16 protein-coding genes are annotated in these 20,306 nt (G+C 73.7%); 4 read left to right on the top strand and 12 right to left on the bottom strand.

The window, feature by feature from the left end:
* Positions 1-22: 22 nt before the first annotated feature.
* Positions 23-1,183: a glycogen synthase gene (gene glgA / locus ACQCO7_RS37035; RefSeq protein WP_464075906.1), complete on the bottom strand. Its 1,161-nt coding sequence runs from the start codon at positions 1,181-1,183 to the stop codon at positions 23-25.
* Positions 1,184-1,197: 14 nt separating this feature from the next.
* The gene (locus tag ACQCO7_RS37030) at positions 1,198-1,965 is read right to left on the bottom strand and encodes a (2Fe-2S)-binding protein (RefSeq protein WP_464075905.1); all 768 of its coding nucleotides are present in this window, start codon (positions 1,963-1,965) and stop codon (positions 1,198-1,200) included.
* A 229-nt stretch (positions 1,966-2,194) separates the two neighbouring features.
* On the opposite strand from ACQCO7_RS37030, the gene ACQCO7_RS37025 reads away from it, so the two are divergent.
* Positions 2,195-3,349, top strand: a complete 1,155-nt coding sequence (locus ACQCO7_RS37025; RefSeq protein ID WP_464075904.1) for a DMT family transporter — start codon at positions 2,195-2,197, stop codon at positions 3,347-3,349.
* Between the two features lie 102 nt (positions 3,350-3,451).
* Here ACQCO7_RS37025 and ACQCO7_RS37020 read toward each other — a convergent pair whose 3' ends face one another.
* The 4 genes from ACQCO7_RS37020 to ACQCO7_RS37005 all read right to left on the bottom strand — a co-directional run bounded on the left by ACQCO7_RS37020 (position 3,452) and on the right by ACQCO7_RS37005 (position 8,005).
* The gene (locus ACQCO7_RS37020) at positions 3,452-4,666 is read right to left on the bottom strand and encodes a transglycosylase family protein (RefSeq protein WP_464075903.1); all 1,215 of its coding nucleotides are present in this window, start codon (positions 4,664-4,666) and stop codon (positions 3,452-3,454) included.
* Positions 4,667-4,784: 118 nt separating this feature from the next.
* Entirely contained in the window at positions 4,785-6,236 is a 1,452-nt protein-coding gene (locus tag ACQCO7_RS37015) for an FAD-binding protein (protein ID WP_464075902.1), read from the bottom strand.
* A 109-nt stretch (positions 6,237-6,345) separates the two neighbouring features.
* Entirely contained in the window at positions 6,346-6,975 is a 630-nt protein-coding gene (locus tag ACQCO7_RS37010; protein ID WP_464075901.1) for an aspartate/glutamate racemase family protein, read from the bottom strand.
* Between the two features lie 106 nt (positions 6,976-7,081).
* A complete protein-coding gene (locus ACQCO7_RS37005) occupies positions 7,082-8,005 on the bottom strand; it encodes a ScbA/BarX family gamma-butyrolactone biosynthesis protein (protein WP_464075900.1) in 924 nt (307 codons plus the stop codon).
* A gap of 105 nt (positions 8,006-8,110) precedes the next feature.
* On the opposite strand from ACQCO7_RS37005, the gene ACQCO7_RS37000 reads away from it, so the two are divergent.
* Positions 8,111-8,770 carry a ScbR family autoregulator-binding transcription factor gene (locus ACQCO7_RS37000; protein WP_464075899.1) on the top strand — a complete coding sequence of 220 codons (660 nt, stop codon included), beginning with the start codon at positions 8,111-8,113 and terminating at the stop codon, positions 8,768-8,770.
* A 13-nt stretch (positions 8,771-8,783) separates the two neighbouring features.
* Here the strand turns inward: ACQCO7_RS37000 and ACQCO7_RS36995 are convergent, their stop codons facing one another.
* The 3 genes from ACQCO7_RS36995 to ACQCO7_RS36985 all read right to left on the bottom strand — a co-directional run bounded on the left by ACQCO7_RS36995 (position 8,784) and on the right by ACQCO7_RS36985 (position 11,237).
* Complete coding sequence (locus ACQCO7_RS36995; RefSeq protein ID WP_464075898.1) at positions 8,784-9,704, bottom strand: SGNH/GDSL hydrolase family protein; 921 nt, start codon at positions 9,702-9,704, stop codon at positions 8,784-8,786.
* Positions 9,705-9,939: 235 nt separating this feature from the next.
* Positions 9,940-10,416, bottom strand: a complete 477-nt coding sequence (locus tag ACQCO7_RS36990) for an N-acetyltransferase family protein (protein WP_464075897.1) — start codon at positions 10,414-10,416, stop codon at positions 9,940-9,942.
* A gap of 2 nt (positions 10,417-10,418) precedes the next feature.
* Positions 10,419-11,237, bottom strand: coding sequence for an acyl-ACP desaturase (locus tag ACQCO7_RS36985; protein WP_464075896.1), 819 nt, complete (start codon positions 11,235-11,237; stop codon positions 10,419-10,421).
* Between the two features lie 291 nt (positions 11,238-11,528).
* On the opposite strand from ACQCO7_RS36985, the gene ACQCO7_RS36980 reads away from it, so the two are divergent.
* Positions 11,529-12,920: an aminotransferase class V-fold PLP-dependent enzyme gene (locus ACQCO7_RS36980; protein WP_464075895.1), complete on the top strand. Its 1,392-nt coding sequence runs from the start codon at positions 11,529-11,531 to the stop codon at positions 12,918-12,920.
* 70 nt (positions 12,921-12,990) lie between these two features.
* On the opposite strand, the gene ACQCO7_RS36975 is transcribed toward ACQCO7_RS36980, so the two are convergent.
* Complete coding sequence (locus ACQCO7_RS36975) at positions 12,991-14,925, bottom strand: ABC transporter ATP-binding protein (protein WP_464077383.1); 1,935 nt, start codon at positions 14,923-14,925, stop codon at positions 12,991-12,993.
* 120 nt (positions 14,926-15,045) lie between these two features.
* Between ACQCO7_RS36975 and ACQCO7_RS36970 the strand changes: the two genes are divergently transcribed.
* Positions 15,046-15,996 (top strand): lysylphosphatidylglycerol synthase transmembrane domain-containing protein, encoded by a 951-nt coding sequence (locus tag ACQCO7_RS36970; protein WP_464075894.1) that lies wholly within the window; start codon positions 15,046-15,048, stop codon positions 15,994-15,996.
* A gap of 38 nt (positions 15,997-16,034) precedes the next feature.
* Here ACQCO7_RS36970 and ACQCO7_RS36965 read toward each other — a convergent pair whose 3' ends face one another.
* Together ACQCO7_RS36965 and ACQCO7_RS36960 are read right to left on the bottom strand one after the other, a co-directional pair.
* The gene (locus ACQCO7_RS36965; RefSeq protein WP_464075893.1) at positions 16,035-16,376 is read right to left on the bottom strand and encodes a hypothetical protein; all 342 of its coding nucleotides are present in this window, start codon (positions 16,374-16,376) and stop codon (positions 16,035-16,037) included.
* Positions 16,366-20,142, bottom strand: coding sequence for a hypothetical protein (locus tag ACQCO7_RS36960; RefSeq protein WP_464075892.1), 3,777 nt, complete (start codon positions 20,140-20,142; stop codon positions 16,366-16,368). The genes ACQCO7_RS36965 and ACQCO7_RS36960 overlap by 11 nt, the downstream gene beginning before the upstream one ends.
* Positions 20,143-20,306 lie beyond the last annotated feature (164 nt).

The following is a 20,306-nucleotide window of genomic DNA, read 5'->3' as shown; positions in this document are numbered from 1 at the left end:
GATTGCCCCACGGCGAGGCGGCTCAACCCTGTTTGAGGATCTCCGCGTAGAGCGCGACAGTACGCCGGGCCACCGCGTCCCACCCGAACTCCCCGACGGCGCGGGCCCGTCCGGCCTCCCCCATCCGCCGCGCCGCGTCCGGATCACCGAGCACGGAGTCGATCGCGCGGGTCAGCCCGGCCTCGAACTCGCCGTCCGAATCGCCGAGTTCGACGAGCAGACCGGTACGCCCGTGGTCGACGACCTCGGGGATCCCGCCGACCCGCGAGGCGACGACCGGCGTCCCGCACGCCATCGCCTCCAGGTTGACGATGCCCAGCGGCTCGTAGACCGAGGGGCACACGAACAGGGCTGCGTGCGTGAGGAGTTGGATGACCTCGGGGCGCGGCAGCATCTTCGGGATCCAGTGCACGCCGTCCCGGACGCTGCTCAACTCCTCGTACAGCTCCCGGAATTCACGGTCGATCTCCGGGGTGTCGGGGGCGCCCGCGCACAGCACGACCTGCGCGCGCGGGTCGATGTCCCGTACGGCGCGCAGCAGATGGGGGACGCCCTTCTGCCGGGTGATGCGGCCGACGAACAGGACGTAGGGCCGGTCGGGGTCGAGTCCGGCGCGCTGGAGGGCCTCGGTGCCGTGGTCGGGACGGTACAGCCCGGTGTCGATGCCGTTGTGGACGACGCGTACGCGGTCCGGGTCGAGCGCCGGATAGCAGGCGAGGATGTCCTCGCGCATCGCCCCGGAGACGGCGATCACGGCGTCGGCGGCCTCGATCGCGGTGCGCTCGGCCCAGCTCGACAGGGCGTATCCGCCGCCGAGTTGCTCGGCCTTCCAGGGGCGCAGGGGTTCCAGGGAGTGCGCGGTCATCACGTGCGGCACGCCGTGCAGGAGCTTCGCGAAGTGGCCCGCGAGGTTGGCGTACCAGGTGTGCGAGTGGACGAGCCGGCACCCTTCGAGTCCGGCGGCCATGGCGAGGTCGACGGAAAATGTGCGCAGTGCGTCGTTCGCGCCGTCCAGCGCCGACCAGGGCCGGTGGCGCAGGACGCCGTCGGCGCGGCCCTCGCCCCAGCAGTGCACGTCGAGGTCGACGAGCGGTCTCAACTCCCGTGCCAGGAACTCCACATGGACGCCCGCGCCGCCGTACACGTCCGGCGGGTACTCCCGGGTCAGCAGGCCCACTCGCAACCTAAGCCCCCTTCTCAGCGGCCAGTTCCCTCATGGTCACCCAGACGGGGCGCGCGGGGAAGAGTGTCGAGACAACAGTCGCCGCACAGGCCCCCTCCGGGCACCCGGTAGTACAGGCAGCAGCTGCCGCGCCGGAACCGGGGTCCGGTGAAGGTTCCGGTGCCGGCGAGGAGCGGGTGGGCGAAGAGTTCGGCGGTCAGCGCGCGCGTGGTGGCGGCGACGTCGCTGCGGCCGTGCTGCCGGGCCCACGAGGTCAGCTGGCGGGCGCTTCCGGCGAGGGCGGAGGCGGCGTTGCCGCGCAGGAGGCCGGGGGCGATGCGGTGGTGGGTGTGCAGGGCGGCGGCCAGCGGTTCGAGGTGGGCGTCGAGGATGAGGGCGGCGAGGCCAGCGACCGGGCGGGGGCGGACCTCGGTGAGCCACAGGTCGTCCGGGGCGGACGCGTCGGGGTTCCAGCGCAGGAGGGCGGGGTCGAGGTCGGGGAGGCGACCGAGGAGGGCGGCCGAGCCCAGGGCGATCGACCAGAGGCGGGAGGCCAGGGACTGGTGGGCGAGGGAGGCGGCGACCCGATCCTCGGGGGCGCGGACACTTCCGGCGACCTTGCGGACACGGAAAGTCAGCGGATTTCCGTAAACGTCCGACGACTGGTTGTCGTACGCGTCGGCGAGGGTCGGCAGCGGGCCTGGCGGGTCTCCTGCCTCGTCTAGGAGGGTGCGCAGGACGAAGAAACCGCCGAGCGGGCGCAGCGCGGCGAGGGCGGGGTCGAGGCCGGGTTCGTGGTCCACGAAAAGCAGTAGTACCAAGAACGGTCGGAGAGGGAGACTCGGCCCGGCGGCGTACGTACCCCCACCCAAGGTGGGGGATGCAGTCCTCACGTACTCCCTGAGTAGTACGACGCAATGAGTGCTCAGGTACGACGACAGGAACAGATCGACAGGGCATCGTGGTTGTCATGGAAGCCGACCGTTCGCCGCGCCGGGCCTGGTGCCCCCGCCTCACGCAGAGGAGCAGCTCATGAGCGCCCTCGCGTTGTCCGTGGTCCTGTCGCTGATCTCTGCCGTGGCGTACGCCGCGGGCGCGATCGTGCAGGAGCAGGTGGCGCTCTCCTCCCCGAGCGCCTCCCCCGGGCAGTACGCTCCGCTGCGCCGCCCGGCGTGGTGGGGCGCGGTCGCGCTGAACGGCATGGGCGGGGTCCTGCATGTGGTGGCGCTGGCGTACGGCCCGCTGAGTCTCGTGCAGCCGCTGGGCGCGCTGACGATCGTGTTCGCGCTGCCGATGGCGGCCCTGTTCGTGAAGCAGCGCGCGGGGGCGACGGCCTGGCGGGGCGCCCTGATGGCGACGGTCGGCCTCGCGGGCCTGCTGGCCCTGGTCGGCGCCTCCGACTCGCAGTCCCTGACGACGCCCGAGCGGATCGCGGTCGCGACGGCCACGGCCGGTGCGGTGGCCGCGCTGATGGTCGCCGCGCGCGCGGTGCACCGGCATCCGGCGGTCCGCGCGATGCTGCTGGCGACGGCGTCCGGTATCGCGTTCGGCATGTCCTCGGTGTTCACGAAGACGGTCGCCGTCGACTGGGCGGGCGGTGTCACCGCCGGTGACCTGCCCACCCTGGTCCTGATCGGTGTCCTCGCCACCGCCGGGATGCTGCTGTCCCAGGCGTCCTACCGGGGCGCGGGCCTCGCGGCCCCGCTGTCGACGCTGACCGTCGTCAACCCGGTGGTCGCGGCGGCCGTCGGGATCACGATGTTCGGCGAGACGTTCCGCTACGGCGCGACAGGCACCGCCCTGGCGCTGGGCTGCGGCGTCGTCGCGGCGGGCGGCCTGATCCTGCTGACGACGGAGCGGCTGGCCCGCGAGCACTCGCAGGAGACGGCTGAACCGGCGCAGGAGGGGCCCGCCGAGCCAGCCCGGGAGCCCGGCGACGCCCTGCTGCCGACGCTGCCCGAGCAGTCGGCACCGGCCGCCCGCGAGGAGCTGCCGGAGACCCGCCCCGCCGCCCGGGCGGACGACCTCCCGAAGCCGGGCCCCGCACAGGTGCCGGAGGGCACGCCCGCATGGGTGTCGGCCGACGAGTCCGCCCGCCTCGCGGACGGGACGTACCGGCTCTACTACGACGGCCTGTCCCTGGCCGTCCGGGCCACCGACCGGCACCGCGCGAAGGTCAGATCCTGACGGCGCCGACGGGCGGGCGAACCGGACGGCACCGGGACCGGTGCGGCCGGATCCTGACGGCGCCGGCCCGCGCGCGGGCGAACCGGACGACGCCTGGACCGCTCAGATCTTGACGCCCCCGGCCCGCAGGTACGCGACCGGGTCGACGTCGGACCCGAAGCCGGGCCCTGTCCGTACCTCGAAGTGCAGGTGCGGCCCCGTGCTGTTCCCCGTGGACCCCGACCGGCCGATGCGCTGACCCGCGCCGACCGACTGCCCGTCCCTGACGGAGATCGCCGAGAGGTGGGCGTACTGGGTGTAGCGACCGTCGGCGTGCCGGATGACGACCTGGTAGCCGAAGGAGCCGCCCCACCCTGCGGTGACGACCTCCCCCGCGCCGACCGCCTTCACGGAGGTCCCGGTGGGGACGGGGAAGTCGACGCCGGTGTGGTAGCCCTTCGACCAGGAGGACCCGGTGGCGTGGTAGCGCGTACCGGTGTCGGCGTTGACGGGGGCGACGAGAGAACCGCCCCGCTCGCTCGTGACCGTCTTCGGTCTGGTCGCCTTGGGCGTGGCCTTCGCCTGCGGCTTGCTCTGCGGCTTGGCATGAGGCTTGGTCTTGGCCGGTGCCTTCGCCTGGGCGGCCTTCTTCCCGTCCAGGCTCAGCCGCTGCCCCGGCAGGATCAGATCGGGGTCGCCGCCGATGGTCCTGCGGTTCGCGGCGTACAGCCCCCGCCACCCGCCCCGGACGTCCCGCTCGTCCGCGATCCCGGAGAGCGTGTCGCCGTGCACGACGGTGTACATCTCGGTGCGCCCGGCACGGGACTGCGGGGTCGCCTGAGCTCTGACGTCCGGCGCCTCGGACTTCTTGGCCGCCTTCTTCGGGGCCGCCTTCTTCGGGGCCGCCTTCTTCGGGGCCGCCTTCTTCTGCGCGACCGGCTCGATGTCGGGCGTGTCCCCGCCCCGCGTCAGCCCCGCCCGCACCGAGCACACCGGCCACGCGCCGGGCCCCTGGCCGTCGAGGACCTTCTCGGCCACCGCGATCTGCTGGTCCTTGGTGGCCAGATCCGCGCGCCCCGCGTACCGCAGACCCCCGTACGCCTCCCAGGTGGACCGGGTGAACTGGAGGCCGCCGTAGTAGCCGTTGCCGGTGTTGATGCTCCAGTTGTTCGTGGACTCGCAGGCCGCGACCTTGTTCCAGGTGTGGACATCGGCGGCGTGCGCGGTGCCGGCGCCCATGAGGGGCAGCGCCATACCGGCGCCACCTGCGGTGACGGTGAGCGAAGCACGGTTGATCCGGGTCGGCTGGTATCGGCGGTGCCGGCCGCGTACGGCCATGGTGAACCCCCTGTACAGGCGTCAGGAGGGCAAAAAGTAAGCGGTGCGAACCGGCCAGGGCAAGACCGCGAATCAGCCGCTCTTCTACCCCGGTCGGTTCGACTCATGTCACCGCGTTTCAGCCGAAGACGCCCTGCCCCGGCACGAGGACACCCCGGGGGTCGTACGTGTGTTTCGCCGCCGCGAGCTGCGGCCAGACCGCACCGAAGTGCGTGCGCCAGTCCTGCGGCCGAAACGGGATGGACCCCACCGGGTACTGCGTCCCGCCGGCCGCCGCGGTCTTGTCGTACGCCGCGCGGTTGGCGGCGAGGAGGCGGTCGACGGTGGCCGTGTCGGCGGGCGGGGTCGCCGCGAGGATCGCGAACAGGTACGGAACCGGGTCGTCCGGCATGGGCAGCAGCGGGGTGTGCAGGCGGGCCCGGTCGAGGGGGTAGAGCAGGATCAGCCCGGCGCCGACGTCGGCGGCGGTGACCCCGGCGAGGATCTCCCGGGTCACCTCGGCGGTCCGCTCGCCCGGGACCAGCAGGTTCAGCCAGGGGTGCGCGTACGCCCAGATCCCGGACTTCTTCAGCTCCTCGGCGACCGGCCCGACCCGGTTGACGAAGTCGAAGTACGTCGGCGTGGTCCGCTGCACGCCCGCCGGGTCGTACGACAGACCCGCGAGCAGCGTCGCTTCCGGGACCTCGGCGTCGTAGGCGACGGCCTCCAGGACGTACGCCGTGAAGGCGCCGTTCTCGTCGGCGGTGACCTGGCCCTCGACGTAGTCGAAGCGGCGCTCCCGCGTGAGGGTGCGCTGGTCGGTGAGGAAGGTGTCGAGGTCGGTGTACGGGAGGAGGTAGTGGCGGACCGTCGCGGCGGTGGGGGCCGGGACCAGGCGCAGGGTCGCGGCGACGATGACCGCGCACTGGCCGAGGCCCGCGAGGACGGCGTGGAAGAGGTCGGCGCGGCGGGTCGGGGAGCAGTGCACGCGTTCGCCCGCGCCGGTGACGACGTCGAGGGCGAGGACGTTGTCGACCTGGGCGCCGTGTCGATGGGTCTGGCCGCCGATGCCGCCGACCGAGAGGGTGCCGCCGACGGAGAGCTCGATGTAGTCGGTGAACACCGGTGGTGTGAGGCCGTGCCGGAGGGTCGCGCGCAGGACGTCGCTCCACACGGCGCCCGCGCCGACGGTGACCCTGCCGTTGTCGGGGGTGCCGATGTGGTTCAGCGGGCTCGTCTCGATGATCACGCCGTCCGGCACCTGGGCCTGGCCGAAGGTGCCGTGGCCCTGGCCGCGCGGGGCGACGTCGATGGCGTGGGTGTTGCAGAAGCGGATCATCGTGACGACGTCGTCGACCGAGCCGGGGCGCAGGACGGCGGCCGGGGTGCGGTGCACGATGTGGCCGTAGTCGTCGGCCGCCGCCGCGAGGGACGCGGGGTCGGTGAGCAGGGTGCCGTCCAGGGGCGGGACCTGGGCGAAGGCGCTGTCGGCCGTCGCGGCCCAGCTGCGGGTGAAGGGGTCGAACGCGACCACGGCCGTACCGGTGGCCAGGCCCTGGAGCAGGGTGCGTCGGGAGGGTGTGGGGGTCATGTGCCTCGCCTCGTCCGGTCTTTCGGCCCCTGGTGGGGGCGGCCTGAAAGGGCATCAAGTCGTCGGAGGCTCATAGTAGGACGGTCTTGATCACCAGATCCTTGTGGTTTCAAGCACACTGTGCGGCGGCTGCCGCGAGACCCGGCCGGGGGCTGGAGAACACCGGTACCGGTGTCCGGGCGAGGCCCTGCGCCGGGGCCATCGACGCCTGCGCCAGCACGATCGCGTCGGCGCCGGTCACCGCGTCCACCGCGTCGGCGACCGCACGGGCGTACCCCTCCGCGTCCCCGGCCTCGAACAGCTCCCAGGCGCCCTCGACGAGGACCGTCCGCACGGCGACCGGACGGCCGCCCGCCTCCTCGGTGACCAGGGCGGCGGTCGGTGCGAGCGTGCTGGCGACCGTCCCGAGGACGACGATCCGCTCCCCGGCGGCGACCGCCTCGGCGGCCATCGGGCGGTCCACCCTGATGACGGGTACGGCGAGTCCCCCGCCCTGTTCCTCCGCGACCCCGCCGATCGACGAGCACGTGCACAGCACCGCGTCCACGCCCTGTGCGACGGCCCGCTCCAACGCCTCCCGCACGGCGGGCGCGACCGCCTCCGGGCCCTGCACGCGGGCCCTGGCGAGGAGGGTCTCGTCCACGTGGTGGCGCAGGGCCAGGGCCGGGTGGTGTTCGTCGCGCAGGGCGTCGAAGACGGGGACGTGGGCGGGGGAGGTGTGCAGGAGGGCCAGGCGCATGGGGGTGACCTTAGGGCCTTGCCGCCGGGTGGTGGCCGGCGGGCGGTCCCGTACGGCTTCCCGGCCGGTGCCGTGGCCCTCGCGGGCCGGTTCGGTGATCGCGCGGTCAGCGTCCGAAAGTCAGCGTCCCCGCCGCCGTCGCCACCCCCTCCTGGACGACCTTGAAGCCCCAGCCCCCCTCCTCCGGCGCGCACTCGATGCTCGCCTCGGGCGTCCACTCCGTGAAGCCGGTCGCCCTCAGGTCCGCGCCGAGGAGCCTGGCCCCGCGCCCGAGGGCGAGGCACGCGGCCTGGCGTGCCGACTCCAGCAGGACCATGCCGGGGACGTGGTCGCTGGGGTGGTCGAAGAAGAGGGGGTGGCCGAGGTCGGCGGGGTCGACGCGTACGGTGCCGTCCGGTGCCCGGCGGACCATCACCCCGCCCTCGCCGGCCACCCCGACCTCGGCGGGTCCGGGGCGCTCCCCGGCGAGGCCGAGCGGCGGGCGCTGGGCGCGGCCGGTGCGCAGGGCGGTGTACTGGTGCGGGGTCAGGGTGCGCAGGCGGCCCTCCGCGTGGCCGAAGGGGACACCGGCGCAGGAGAACGTGACCTTCATCGACAGCGACAACGGGCCCGGACGGGACGGAACTTGGCGTACGTCCGACAGCTGCGCCTCGCACAGGACGTCGCTCGCGCCGTACGCCGTGCGGGGTTCGGCGGCGGGGTCCAGGGTGAAGCCGACGGTTCTGAGGAGGAGGCGGGTGTCCGGGGGGCTGCCCAGGAACACGCGGGGGATCAGCAGGCCCATCTGACGGATCGTCTCCACCACGAACACCGGGTCGTGGCGGCCCTCGGGGTCGGGACGGAACGTGGAGTGGCGCAGCGGCCACTGCGCGGCGACCAGGAAGCGGGTGTCCGAGACTCTGAGCGCGTCCGTGAGCAGGACCTCCGCGACCGAGCGGCGGTGGACCAGGTGGCGGGGGACCGTACGGTCCCAGGCCGGGGCCTGTGGGACGACGGACAAGTCGGGCTGAATGACAAGAGTTTCAGACATAAAATCATGAAAACAATGATTAGTCGTGTCGCTGCTGACATTTCCCGCCGACGCCTATAGATCACCTGAAAGGCGGAGGAGCCATCCCAGGACCCGGAGGCGGAGATGCAGGAACGCGCGGAGACGACCAAGAAGGCCATTCTCGTGGCCGCCGCGAGACTCTTCGAGGAGTACGGATACGCGGGCACCAGCATTTCCGACATGGCGAAGGCCAGCGGGTACACGAGCGGGGCGCTCTATTTCCACTTCGGCAGCAAGGAGGATCTCGCGCGCAGTCTCGTCGGGGCGCACTTCGCGCACTGGCCGCCCCTCGTCGCCGGGTGCCTGCGGCGGGGCGGCAGCGCGCTGGAGCGGCTCGTCCTGCTCAGCTTCGAGGTCGCCCGGGAGTTCCGCGACGACCCCGTGGTCCGCGCCGGGAACCGGCTCTGGAACGAACGGCACGTGATCTCCGCGGAGTTGCCGGTGCCGTTCGTGGGCTGGATCTCCACGGTCGCGGACATCCTCACCGAGTCCCGGGCCGCCGGTGAACTCTCCCCCACCGTCGACATCCCTCGCGCCGCCCGCACCGTGATCGCCGCGTTCTTCGGCACCCACACGGTCTCCGACGCGCTCTCGCGCCGCGAGGACGTGGAGGAGGCGGTCACCGACATGTGGCGCCTCCTCCTCCCGGCCCTCCAGTCCCGCCCCGACACGGAGGGGTGCCTGTGCCGGGCACGGGAGTTGGGGGTTCCCCGGGGAAAGGGAGTCTCGGTGGGGGTGGGGTGAGGGGGGCGCGTCCTCAGGACTCCGTGCGCGCCTCCGTCTTCCCCTCCGTCTGGCCCGGCACGAACCCCCGGCGCCGGCGTTTCGGCGGGAGTACCTGTACCTCGTACTCGCCGCTCGAAGTGGTGGGCACGGCGTGGGAGTTGGGGGTACGGGCGACCCGGCGGGACGTCGAGCGCAGGGAGTCGGTGCGGCGTAGGCACAAGGCCGCGTGGACCGCCGGGAGTTGGCGGTTCGCGAGGGACGCCAGCATCGCGTGCATCAGGCGGCCCGCGTGGAGTTCGTAGCCCGCCGCCGAGGGGTGGAAGCCGTCGGACGCGATCAGCCGGGAACGGTGCGTACGGAAGTCGTCGTCGCGGAAGGAGACGATCCGCGCGCCGCTCTTCAACGCGTGGCGTGCCTGGAGCCGGCCCAGCTTCCGGCACCGCAGGGACAGCAGCCGGCCGAGGAACCCGGGGAGCGCGCCCCCGCACCCGGCGTCGGGACTCACCGCCGCCACCACGGCCGCCCCCTCCCCCACCAGCCGCCGCACATGCCGCCCGAGCGCCCGCGCGGCCCGCCCCAACGGCACCGGCAACAGGCTGTCGTTGGCCCCCGTGAGCACGACCACGAGATCCGGCCGCACGCTCACCGCCTGCTCGACCTTCCCCGCGAGCGACGACGTCGTGGCCCCGAACCGCCCGTACACCCACACCCGTACGGCCCGCCCCGTCTCCTCGGCGAGCCACTGCCCCAGCACGGCCCCCGGCGCCTGCCGCGCCTCCCCCACCCCGATCCCGAGCGCGGTGGAGTCCCCGACGACCACCAGCCGGATCGCGTCACCGGCACACCCGGAGAAACGCCCGCCGGACCCCGCCGAGGGACCGACACCGCGCTCACCGGCCGTCCCGGCCCCGCCGGACACCACGGCGACCGCCACCCCCACCGACCTCACCACCCCGACCTCCCCGGGACACAGACGCGACCTCACCCCCGTACCCGTGCCGCCGACCGGACCCCCACCCGAAGAAGCCCCCGCCCTCTCCCCCCGGCCCCCCGGCACATAAACCCCGTTGACCCGATGCACCCCCCGCGGGTCCAGATGCCGCAGTGAGCGCAGGAACACCCGCGCGTACCAGACCGTCAGCCAACGTGCAGGGCGGGACCAGCGCATCAAAGACCTTCCGCGGCGGTTAGGAGAGGACCGTTTCGAGGACGTCGGAATCGGAGAGGAGGTGGACGTCGGGGCCGTGGCCGCCGGCGGTGCGGGCGAGGCCCTGGACCATGCGGCGGGCACGGATGTTGTCGGTGGCGACGTAGGCGACGATCGTGCGGACCCGCATGAAGTGGGCGAGCCCGTAGAGCCGCCGGGACAGGACGCCGCCGAGCCCGTGGGACTGCCAGGTGTCCTCGACGAGGACGGCCAGCTCGGCGACGTCGGGGTGGCGTTCGTAGAGGAGATGCCCCACCGCGACGACCCGCTCGGGCAGCCCGAAGGGCGTCGCGAGGAGCGTGCACCCGGCGAGGGGCCCGCTCATCCGCTCCCACGCGTCCCGCGTGAGCTGCGGCGTCCCGGTGTGGTAGCGCCGCGCCCGGGTCGCGACGGAGCAGCGCACGTGCAGCGCGCGGACGGCGTCGTAGTCGCCGGTGTCCCCGGTGCGGACGGACACGGTCACAGCAGGCCGCCGACGGCGAGGGGCGCCCCGGCGGGTGTGCTCAGCAGCGCGTCGACCGCGTCGAGATGCCGGAGCGCGTCCGAGGAGAGGCCCGGCAGCTCGGACAGGCGCCAGTGGCCGAGGAGCGGCCGGACCACCCGGTCGAGGTGGACCCCGAGGCCGTACCCGTCGGACAGCTCGGGCGCGAGCAGTTCGGCGCAGATCGCGGCGACCGTGCGGGAGGGGTCGATCAGCAGGGCGTCGTCGAGGAGACAACGGTGGAAGCGCGCGTGGAGTTCCTTGTCCTCGGCGATCCGCGCGAGCAGCGCCCCGCAGCAGTCGGGTACGCCGGTGACGGCCCGGTAGCGGACGGCGGCGGCCTCCTCCTGGACGGCGAGCCGCGCGAGCGTGCGGGCGAGGTCGCGCACCGGCTCCCCGCGCACCGCGCACAGGGTCCGCAGCCGGGCCCGCTCCAGCTCGGCCGGGTCGGCGGCGCGGGTGGTGAGGAGGTAGTCGCGCAGGGCGGTCCCGTGGCGCTGCTGCTCGGCGGTCCAGCGGTGCAGCCATCGCGCCCAGGCGCCCCGCCGGCCGTAGACGGCGGCGAGGTCGGCGTGCCGGCGGGGCAGGTCCTCTTCCTCGGCGAGGAGGGACGTGAGCGCGGTGCGGGCGGGTTCGGGCAGCCGGGACTGTCCGGGGTGCCAGGGGGAGCTGTCGAAGTCCCAGGCGAGGGACCAGGGCACGAGGTCGTGCGGCATCCAGTCCCGGGCGGCCGTCAGGTGGTCGTCGAGGCGGCGGGCGACGCGGGGTTCGAGTTCCGCGCGCAGATCGATCGGCATGTCGATGTCCCGGTTCGAATTACGGAGGGAGGGGCGGGCGGACCGTGTTTTTCGTCCGTACCGAAGGAACGCGGCCCATAATGGTCCTTATCGTTCCCGCGTCGCAGGTTGCCATGACCAGGGGGCCGCCGACGGCCCGTTTCCGCTGGACGGAGTGTTCCCCGGCCCATGTTTCACCCGGAAGGGGCGAAATACGGACCATGCGTTCTTGCGTCACGTCGGATCATTTCCCGTGGGTTTTATCGGCTCGTTTCCGGAAGGATTTTCGGAAACGGGTGAGGAGGTTCCGAGATGCCGACCACATCCCTTGCGGACCGCGCGTGCCACGTCGACGCCCTGCGCGAGAAGGAGTTCCCGTACCTGGACGCGGAGGACCACGCCTATCTGGACTACACGGGCGCGGCCCTGCCCCCGCTCTCCCTGGTCCGGGGCGGCGCGGCCCGGCTCGCCTCGGGCGTGTACGGCAATCCGCACACGGCGAGCCCCGCCTCGCTCGCCTCGACCCGGCTGGTGGAGGAGGCCCGCCGGGCGGCGCTGTCGTTCTGCCGGGCGTCCCCGGAGGACTACGTCGCCGTCTTCACGCCGAACGCGACGGCGGCCCTGCGCCTGGTCGCCGAGGCGTACCCGTTCGGTCCTGGCGCGCCGCTCGCGTTCCTCGGGGACGACCACAACTCGGTGCTGGGGATGCGCCGGTACGCCACGCGCGCGGGCGCGCCGGTGCGGGTCGTACCGCTGGGGCCCGGGTTCCGTACGCGGACCGAGGCGGTGACGGCGTGTCTGGACGCGGGCGGGCGGGGGCTGTTCGCGTTCCCGGCGCAGTCGAACGCGACGGGTGTACGGCATCCGCTGGAGTGGGCCGGTGAGGCGCGGCGCCGGGGGTGGCGGGTGGCGCTCGACGCCGCCGCGTACCTGCCGACCGGGCCGCTCGACCTGACGGCCGTCCCCGCCGACTTCGTCGCGCTGTCCTGGTACAAGATCACCGGTTTCCCGACCGGCGTGGGCTGCCTGATCGCCCGCCGCGACGCCCTCGCGGACCTCGACCGGCCCTGGTTCGCGGGCGGCACCGTCCGCGCCTCCTCCTCCCACACCGACTGGCATCTGCCCGCGCCCGCGCCGGAGGGCTTCGAGGACGGCACCCTCCCTTTCCTCGCGCTGCCCGACGTGACGGCGGCGGTCGCCTGGCACCGGGCGATCGGCTACGACGCCGTCCACCACCACGTCACCCGGCTCACCGTCCGGCTCCTGGACGGGCTGACGGCCCTGCGCCACCCCGGCGGCGAACCGGCGGTCCGCGTCCTCGGCCCCCTCGCCGCCCGGGACCGGGGTCCCACGGTCACCTTCAACCTCCTGCGCCCGGACGGCTCCCCCATCGACGAACGCGCCCTCCAACGGGCCGCCGCCGAGGCCCGGATCAGCCTGCGCACGGGCTGCTTCTGCAACCCCGGCGTCGCGGAGGAGGCCAACGGGATGACGCCGGAGGTGGTCCGGGAGGCGCTGGTGCGGGGGACTCCGTCGGATGTCGACGCGTATCTGCGCCGACTCGCCGTCCAGGCGCAGGGGGCGGTGCGGGCGTCGATGGGGGTGGCGACGAACTCACGGGACGTGGACCGGCTGCTGGAGGTGTGCGCGGAGGTCGTGGCGCGGGGGACGGAGGGGGTGTTCGGGCCCCGGGTGGGCTGCTGAGGGGCGGCGTACGCGGCTGTTGGCGCCCGGGGGGCGCACCCCCGGCGCCGTACGGCCGGTCCCAACTCCCCTACACCACCGCCTCTTTCACCCCCGCCTCCTCCTCGCAGGCGAAGCACCCGGCCGCCCCGGCCCCCGCCTTGTCCTCCCGTCCCGCGAACTGGGTCCGGTACAGCTCCGCGTACCGTCCCTCCGCCGCCAGCAGCCCTTCGTGTGTGCCCCGTTCGATGATCCGCCCGGCCTCCAGGACGAGGATCAGGTCGGCCGAGCGGACCGTGGAGAGGCGGTGGGCGATGACCAGGGCCGTGCGGTCGGCGAGGGCTTCCGCGAGCGCCTCCTGGACCGCCGCCTCGGACGTGTTGTCCAGGTGGGCCGTCGCCTCGTCGAGGATGACGACGCGCTGGCGGGCGAGGAGGAGGCGGGCGATGGTCATGCGCTGGCGTTCGCCGCCGGAGAGGCGGTAGCCGCGTTCGCCGACGACCGTGTCGAGCGCGTCGGGGAGTTCACGGACCAGCGTGTCGAGGCGGGCCCGGCGCAGGGCGTCCCACAGGTCGGCCTCGGTCGCGTCGGGTGCCGCGAGGAGCAGGTTCGCGCGGACCGTGTCGTGGAAGAGGTGGCCGTCCTGGGTGACCATGCCGACGGTCTCGCGCAGGGAGCGCGCGGTGACGTCGCGGACGTCGACGCCGCCGACGCGTACGGCGCCGGAGTCGACGTCGTACAGGCGCGGCAGGAGCTGCGCGATGGTGGACTTCCCGGCGCCGGAGGAGCCGACGAGGGCGACGGTCTGGCCCGGTTCCGCGCGGAACGTCAGCCCGTGCAGGACCTCCGTACCGCCCCGCGTGTCGAGCGCCGCGACCTCCTCCAGGGAGGCGAGGGAGACACGGTCGGCGGCGGGGTAGCCGAAGCGGACGTCGTCGAACTCCACCGCGACCGGCCCCGGCGGGAGTTCACCGGCGCCGGGCTTCTCCGCGATCAGCGGCTTCAGGTCCAGGATCTCGAAGACGCGCTCGAAGCTCACCAGCGCGCTCATCACCTCGACGCGCGCCCCCGCGAGGGAGGTGAGCGGCGCGTACAGGCGGGTGAGGAGCAGCGCGAGGGAGACGACGGCGCCCGGCTCCAGGGTGCCGCCGAGGGCGAGCCGCCCGCCGAGGCCGTACACGAGCGCGAGGGCCAGCGCGGAGACCAGGGTCAGGGCGGTGATGAAGACGGACTGGGCGGTCGCGGTACGGACCCCGATGTCGCGGACGCGGGACGCGCGGTCGGCGAACTGGGCGGACTCCTCCTCGGGGCGCCCGAAGAGCTTGACGAGGGTCGCGCCGGGGGCGGAGAACCGCTCGGTCATCCGGGTGCCCATCGCCGCGTTGAGGGTCGCGGCCTCGCGCTGCATGCCGGCCATCCGCGCGCCCATGCGCCGCGCGGGGATCACGAACACCGGCAGCAGCGCCAGCGCGAGGAGCGTGACCTGCCAGGACAGGGTGAGCATCACGGCGAGCGTGAGGAGGAGGGTGACGATATTGCTGACGACGCCGGAGAGGGTGTTGCTGAAGGCGCGCTGGGCGCCGATCACGTCGTTGTTGAGCCGGGAGACCAGCGCTCCCGTGCGGGTGCGGGTGAAGAACGCGACCGGCATGCGCTGCACATGGTCGAACACGGCCGTGCGCAGATCCAGGATGAGCCCCTCCCCGAGCGTCGCCGAGAGCCGCCGGCCCAGGATGCCGAGGGCCGCTTCGAGGATCGCGATCCCGGCGATGAACAGCGCGAGCCGGACGACGACGGAGGGCCGGCCGTGCGACACGATCGTGTCGACGACGCGTCCGGCGAGCACGGGTCCGGCGACCGCGAGGAGCGCGGTCACCATCCCGAGCACGACGAAGAGCGCGATCCTCCTGCGGTGCGGGCGGGCGAACGCGCCGATGCGGCGCAGGGTGGAGCGGTCGAACGGTCTGCCGTCCCCGGTGCGGGCGGTCATGGCGCTCTGCAACTGCGCCCAGGCGGTGGTCTCCATGCTCATGGGGACGACCGTAGGACCTCGACCAATCTTGAGGTCAAGGGTGTGGGCGTTCGTCATGCGCTGTCCTCGCGTCCGCAACCCCCCGTTGTGTCCGGGTGGAGAACCTCTACCGACGTGACCGTCCCCATCGCACCCCGGCGCCTTCCCCTGCGCCCGCTCCTGTGTCTGGTCCCCGTCGTCCTCGTCGCCGTCGTCGCGGTCCGCCACCGCGGTGTCCTCGCCGAGGGGTTCGGGCACCTCCACGACGCCGAGTGGCCCTGGCTGCTCGCCGCCGCCGGGGCGACCTGTCTGACCTGGGTCGCCTCCGCCGTCACCCGGCAGGGCGCGGTGTCGCAGCGGCTGCCCCGGCGGCGGCTGCTGGCCACCCAGTTCGCGGCCGGCGCCGCCAACCACCTGCTGCCGACCGGCCTCGGTGCCGGCGCGGTCAACCTGCGGTTCATGACCGTGTGCGGGGTGCCGCTGGCCCGCTCCTCGGCGGCCCTCGCGCTGTATCTCCTCGCGGAGAGCGTCGCGCGGGTCGGTCTGCTGGCCGCGCTGCTGCTCGCCTTCCCCGACGCGCTGCGGCTGGGCACGCTGCTGCCCGGCACGGACGCCGGTCCGCTCCTCGCGGCTGTCGCCGGGGGCGCGGTCGTCGTCGCCGTCGCGCTGTCCTTCGTACGGCGGCTGCGCGCGTCCGTCGTGACGTTCCTGCGGGCCGCGCTCGCGGAGGCGCGGTCCGTGCACACGTGTCCCGGGCGGGCGCTGGCGCTGTGGGGCGGGTCGCTGGCCTTCCCGCTGTTGCAGGCGGCCGGACTCGTCGCCGTGGGGCGGGCGCTGGAGCTGCCGGTGCCGGCCCTGCACATGGCGCTCGCGTATCTCGCGGCGACCGTCGCGGTGGCTCTCGTGCCGACGCCGGGCGGGATCGGGTCGGTGGAGGCGGCGCTGGTGATCGCGCTGGTGGCGGCGGGCGGGCCGCTGGCGCTGACGACGGCTGTGGTGCTGACGTACCGGGTGATCACGGTGTGGGTGCCGTTGGTGCCGGGGGCGGTGACGCTGGGGGCGCTGGTGCGGTGGAAGGTCATATAGGCGGTGCGCCCGCCTCCGGATGAGACGGGCGCACCTTCTCAGAGTCTCGGCAAGATGTCGTCGAGGGTGCCGTACTCCTCGTACAGGTCCTCGACGGCCCGGACCATGGACTCCACGCCGGGTTCGCGGACGATGACGAGGCTCGGGATCTGGAAATAAGCGCCTGCGAGACTCTCGCCGGTGTCCCGCCAGCGGTCCATGATCCGGCGGATCCGGTCCGGGGTCATGATCGTGGCGAACCACTGCTCACCGCCGGGTCCGGTGACCAGCGTGTCACCGTCGTCGAGGGTCGCGGGGGCCGTGGGTTCACCGACCGTGAACCGGAAGGTGAGCTGGGGTCTGCGGACCGTCCAGAACGGTTCGTCGACCTCAATTTCCATAGATCTCCTTCAGCCGCGCGATGACCTTGTCCTCGTACTTCTTGTCGGACTTGCCGACGATCTCGATCGTGTCACCCAGCTTCCGGTAGAAGAGCCGTGCACCGTCCCTGGTGCGTGCGTAGCTGATGCCGTTGGAGAGTCCGCCGTTGCTGATGCCGGGGTTGAAGTTCCCCTCCATCAGCTTGCGGAACAGGGCGTTCAGGTCGGCCTGGACCTTCTCGTTCTTGGTCGACAGCTCGGCCAGGTTGCTGAGCCTCTTGTCCTTGCCGATCGCCGACTTCATGCAGAACTTCGCGGGAGCCGCCGCGGCGAGCGACGACCTGGAAGCGGCCGGCGCGAACCCCACCGTCGCGTCCGCGAGGCTCAGCAGGCACTGCGCGACCGTCTGCCCCTTCTTCAGGGTCTCCAGCAGCTTCCGCAGCCGGTCGAGGGTGTGCTTCGCCTGTACGACGTCGTCGAGGAACTTCGCGATCCCGCTGCCGACCTTGACGATCGCCTTGCCGAGCGCGGGGATCTTGCCGACGGCGAAGACGATGCCGAGGCCGTTGACGATGGTCCACAGGCAGCTCTCGACGTCGCCGGAGCCCAGGCAGCGCTTGAGGTCCTTCTCGCCGATGAACTCCAGGAGGATGTCCGCGCCGTTCTGCTTGACCCAGTCGATGACGTCCAGGGACGCCAGCGCCTTCGCGGAGCGGTAGTCGTCCACGCAGGACTGGCCGCACTCCTTGAGCAGCAGCGCCTCGTCGCTCGCGTTCAGCCCGGGGCCCGAGTCGGGGGTGCCGGTCGCGGCTCCGGCGCGGTCCGCCTCGATCCGCTTGCGGTACTCCTCCTCGGCCGCGTCGGCGGCGGCGTCGGCGTCCTTGGCGGAGCCCTGCGCGTCCTTGGCGGCGGCCTCGGCGCCGGTGGCGTCGCTCTCGGCCTCGGTCGCGGTGGTCCGCGCGCTCGCCGCGTCGTTCTCGGCGGCCTGCGCGGCGGAGCGGGCGCCGGCCGCGTCGCGCTCGGCCTCGGTGGCCTCGCCGTCGGCGGCGTTCGCCTCGGAGCGCGCGGTGTACGCGGCGGACTGGGCGGCGGACGCGTCGGAGCCCGCCTGGACGTCGTACGCCTGGGCGTTCGCGTCGGCCTTCTTGGCGGCCTCGGCGGACTTCGCGGCGGCTGCCGCCGAGGCCCGTGCGGCGGTGACGGCCGCCGCGGCGCGGGCCGCGTCGGCTGCCGCCGCTGCCGCTGCCTTAGCCGCCGCCTTCGCGTCGGCGTCGGCCTTGTCGGCGAGGGCCTTCGCGGTGGCGGCGGCCTTCGCGGCGTCGTCGGACTTGGCCTTCGCGGCGGCGGCCTGCTGCTCGGCGAGCGTGAGCGAGGTCTGGCCGATCAGGACGGCGTACGCGGCGGAGGAGTCGGTCTCCTTGTACGCGGTGCCGATGTTGATGGCCTCGTTGGCCGGCTTGATCACCTCGGCCGCCGAGTCGCGGGCGGCGCCGGCGTGCTCGGCGGCGGCGTACGCGTACCCGGCGGTGACGGCCGCCCAGGACGCGGTCTTGTTCGCCTCGTCGCGTGCGGCGGTCGCCTGGGTGCGGGCGGTGACGGCGGCTGCGGCGGCCTTCTTGGCCTCCACCTCCGCGTTCTCGGCGTTCTGCTGCGCGGCCTTGGACGCCTCGATCGCCGTAGCGGCGGCGGCGTGCGCGGTGACGGCCGCCGCGTGGGTGGTCTGCGCGGCGGCCTGTGCGGTCGCGGCGGCGGACTCCGCCCGGTACGCGGCGGCGTCGGCCCGCACGGACGCGGCGCGGGCGGCGACGGCCGCCGTGGTCGCCGTGGCGGCCTCCTGCTGGGCGCTCGCGGCGGCGGAGGTCGCCGTGTTCGCGGCGGACCGCGCCTCGGTGGCGGCGGCCCGTGTCTCCTGCGCGGCGGCCGTCCCCTCGGCGGCGGCTGCGGCGGCTTCGAGCGCGGCGGCCCGGGACAGCGCGGCCTGCTTGTCGCGCTGGGCGTCCTGGGCGCGGTTCTTCGCCTCGTACGCCCGCTGCTGGGCGGCGATCGCGGTCGCGTACCCGGCCTGGGCGGTGGCACCCGAGGAGTCGGCGGCGGAGCGGGCCGTCGCCGCTGTCGCCGCGTCCTGCTGTGCGCGGGTCTCGGCTGCCTGCGCCTTCCCGCGCTCACGAGTCGCGTTGGCGTGCTCGGCCGCAGCGGTCGCGGAAGCCGCCTCGGCGGTCGCGCGGGCCGCCTTCGCGGTCGCCGCACCCGCCTGGGCCGTCTTCTCGGCGGCCTCGGCGGTGGTCTGCGCGGCCTTGGCCTTCGCCGCGTTGGCGGCGGCCTCCTTGGCCTGCGCGTCGGCCGCGTCGGCGGCGGCCTTCGCCTGAGCCGCCGCCTCCTCGGCGGCGGCCCGCCGGAACTCGGTGTTGATGGCGTGCGCCTGCGTCTGCGACAGCGCGAGCTGCGCCTTGCTGTCGGCGGCGGTCGCCTTCGCGGCGTTCAGCGCGGTCAGCGTGGCCTTCGCGGCGGCCTGGGTCGCGGCGTACGACGCCTTCACGACCTGCGCCGACTGCTGGGCGTAGAGCAGACCCCGGCCGCGCGGCGTCTTCGCGGTGTCGGCGATGGCGTACGCGCTGGTCTGGGCGGCGGCTGCCTTGTCGGCGGCGGTCTTCGCGGCCGACACGGCGGCGTTGGCCAGCGTGACCTGGGCTGCGGCCTTGTCGCGGGCCTTGGTGAGGTCGGTGCCGGCCTGCGTGAACAGGGCCTTCGCCGGGCGGTTCGGGTCGTTTGCGGGCTTCCCGGCCCAGAACTTCTGCCAGGTCAGGATCTGGTCCGCGAGCCACGCCTGGCCGATCGACTCGATCATCGCGTCGGTGGCCTTCTGCGCCTGCGCGGCGGCCGTCGTCTCGGCGGCCATGATGTCGGCGCGCGGCTTGGCCTGCCCGGCGTACTCCGCCTCCCACTCGGCGTACGCGCTCGCCGTCACCGGCGCGAGGACGCGGCGCGGGTCCTGCGGGTTCCAGCTGTCGCAGGCGGCCCAGGAGACCTTGAGGGTCTCGACCTCGGTGCGGTACTCGGCCGAGCCGTCGGCCGGCGCCTGCGCCGGGAAGCCGCCCTGGCGCAGATAGCGGGCGATGTCGCTGGAGGTGATCGAGTTGAAGGGTCCCTCGACGTTGCTCGGGTACAGCGTGAAGTCCGCGAGCTGGTCGTCGCCCGCCGGGCTCTTCCCCTTCAGGGACGCGGCGAGTCTGCGGGCCGCGTCCAGGGAGGCGGCGCTCGGCGCGCTGCGGCCGTCCTGGCCGAACGTGTCGTACAGCGCCTCCTGGGTGTCGAGCGTGAAGGCCCGGATCCCCGCGTCGAACTCCGGTGCGTGCAGCGACATCCCGGTGGAGCCGGTCGCGCTCATCGCGTACGGCCGGTTCAGGGCTTCCCAGCCCTTCTTGCGGGTGTCGGCGCCCTGGACGTAGGCGACCGCGCTCGCCCGGTCGGCGCGCAGGGCGTCGTCCAGGGGGCTCGGGTAGATGTTGTCCTTGCGCAGCAGGGCGGCGGCCAGGTCGGCGTCGGTGCCGCCCAGGGCCTTCGACGCGGCGGCCTTGACGGCGGCGCCGCCGATGTGGAGGGCGTGGCCCACCTCGCAGCGGTCGGCGCGCGGGCTCTGGCCGAAGGTGATGCGGGCTCCGGCGCCGTTGTCCGGCAGCGGGTCGGCGGCCCGCGCGGGCAGGGCGTAGGCCAGGCCGGTCAGCAGGGAGACGGCGGTGGTCAGCGCCGTTCCCGCGATGCCTCGTCTTAAGCGTGGATGTCTGGTCACGTGGCTCCCTCTCAGGTCGTACGTACCAGGAGGAAGCGGGCACGCGTGACGTCAGGACGGGCCGTCGGGCAGCCGACGGCGGGCATGACAGCGCCACGCGGCGCGTGAAGAATCTCTTTGAATCAGGCAGGGCCGTCGCTGTGGTCGTGCGTGGACGGCCGCCC

The sequence above is a fragment of the Streptomyces saintjeani genome (assembly GCF_055409605.1).
The sequence above is the reverse complement of the archived record's forward strand: the minus strand, read 5'-3'. Positions and strand labels throughout refer to the sequence as shown.

What these genes read in the sequence shown, in the direction of transcription:
- ACQCO7_RS36965 (WP_464075893.1), bottom strand. Translation starts at nt 16,376, where the DNA reads ATGGAAATTGAGGTCGACGAACCGTTCTGGACGGTCCGCAGACCCCAG.
- ACQCO7_RS37000 (WP_464075899.1), top strand. Translation starts at nt 8,111, where the DNA reads ATGCAGGAACGCGCGGAGACGACCAAGAAGGCCATTCTCGTGGCCGCC.
- ACQCO7_RS37025 (WP_464075904.1), top strand. Translation starts at nt 2,195, where the DNA reads ATGAGCGCCCTCGCGTTGTCCGTGGTCCTGTCGCTGATCTCTGCCGTG.
- ACQCO7_RS37015 (WP_464075902.1), bottom strand. Translation starts at nt 6,236, where the DNA reads ATGACCCCCACACCCTCCCGACGCACCCTGCTCCAGGGCCTGGCCACC.
- ACQCO7_RS36985 (WP_464075896.1), bottom strand. Translation starts at nt 11,237, where the DNA reads ATGCCGATCGATCTGCGCGCGGAACTCGAACCCCGCGTCGCCCGCCGC.
- ACQCO7_RS37020 (WP_464075903.1), bottom strand. Translation starts at nt 4,666, where the DNA reads ATGGCCGTACGCGGCCGGCACCGCCGATACCAGCCGACCCGGATCAAC.
- ACQCO7_RS37005 (WP_464075900.1), bottom strand. Translation starts at nt 8,005, where the DNA reads ATGTCTGAAACTCTTGTCATTCAGCCCGACTTGTCCGTCGTCCCACAG.
- ACQCO7_RS37010 (WP_464075901.1), bottom strand. Translation starts at nt 6,975, where the DNA reads ATGCGCCTGGCCCTCCTGCACACCTCCCCCGCCCACGTCCCCGTCTTC.
- ACQCO7_RS36980 (WP_464075895.1), top strand. Translation starts at nt 11,529, where the DNA reads ATGCCGACCACATCCCTTGCGGACCGCGCGTGCCACGTCGACGCCCTG.
- ACQCO7_RS36975 (WP_464077383.1), bottom strand. Translation starts at nt 14,925, where the DNA reads ATGGAGACCACCGCCTGGGCGCAGTTGCAGAGCGCCATGACCGCCCGC.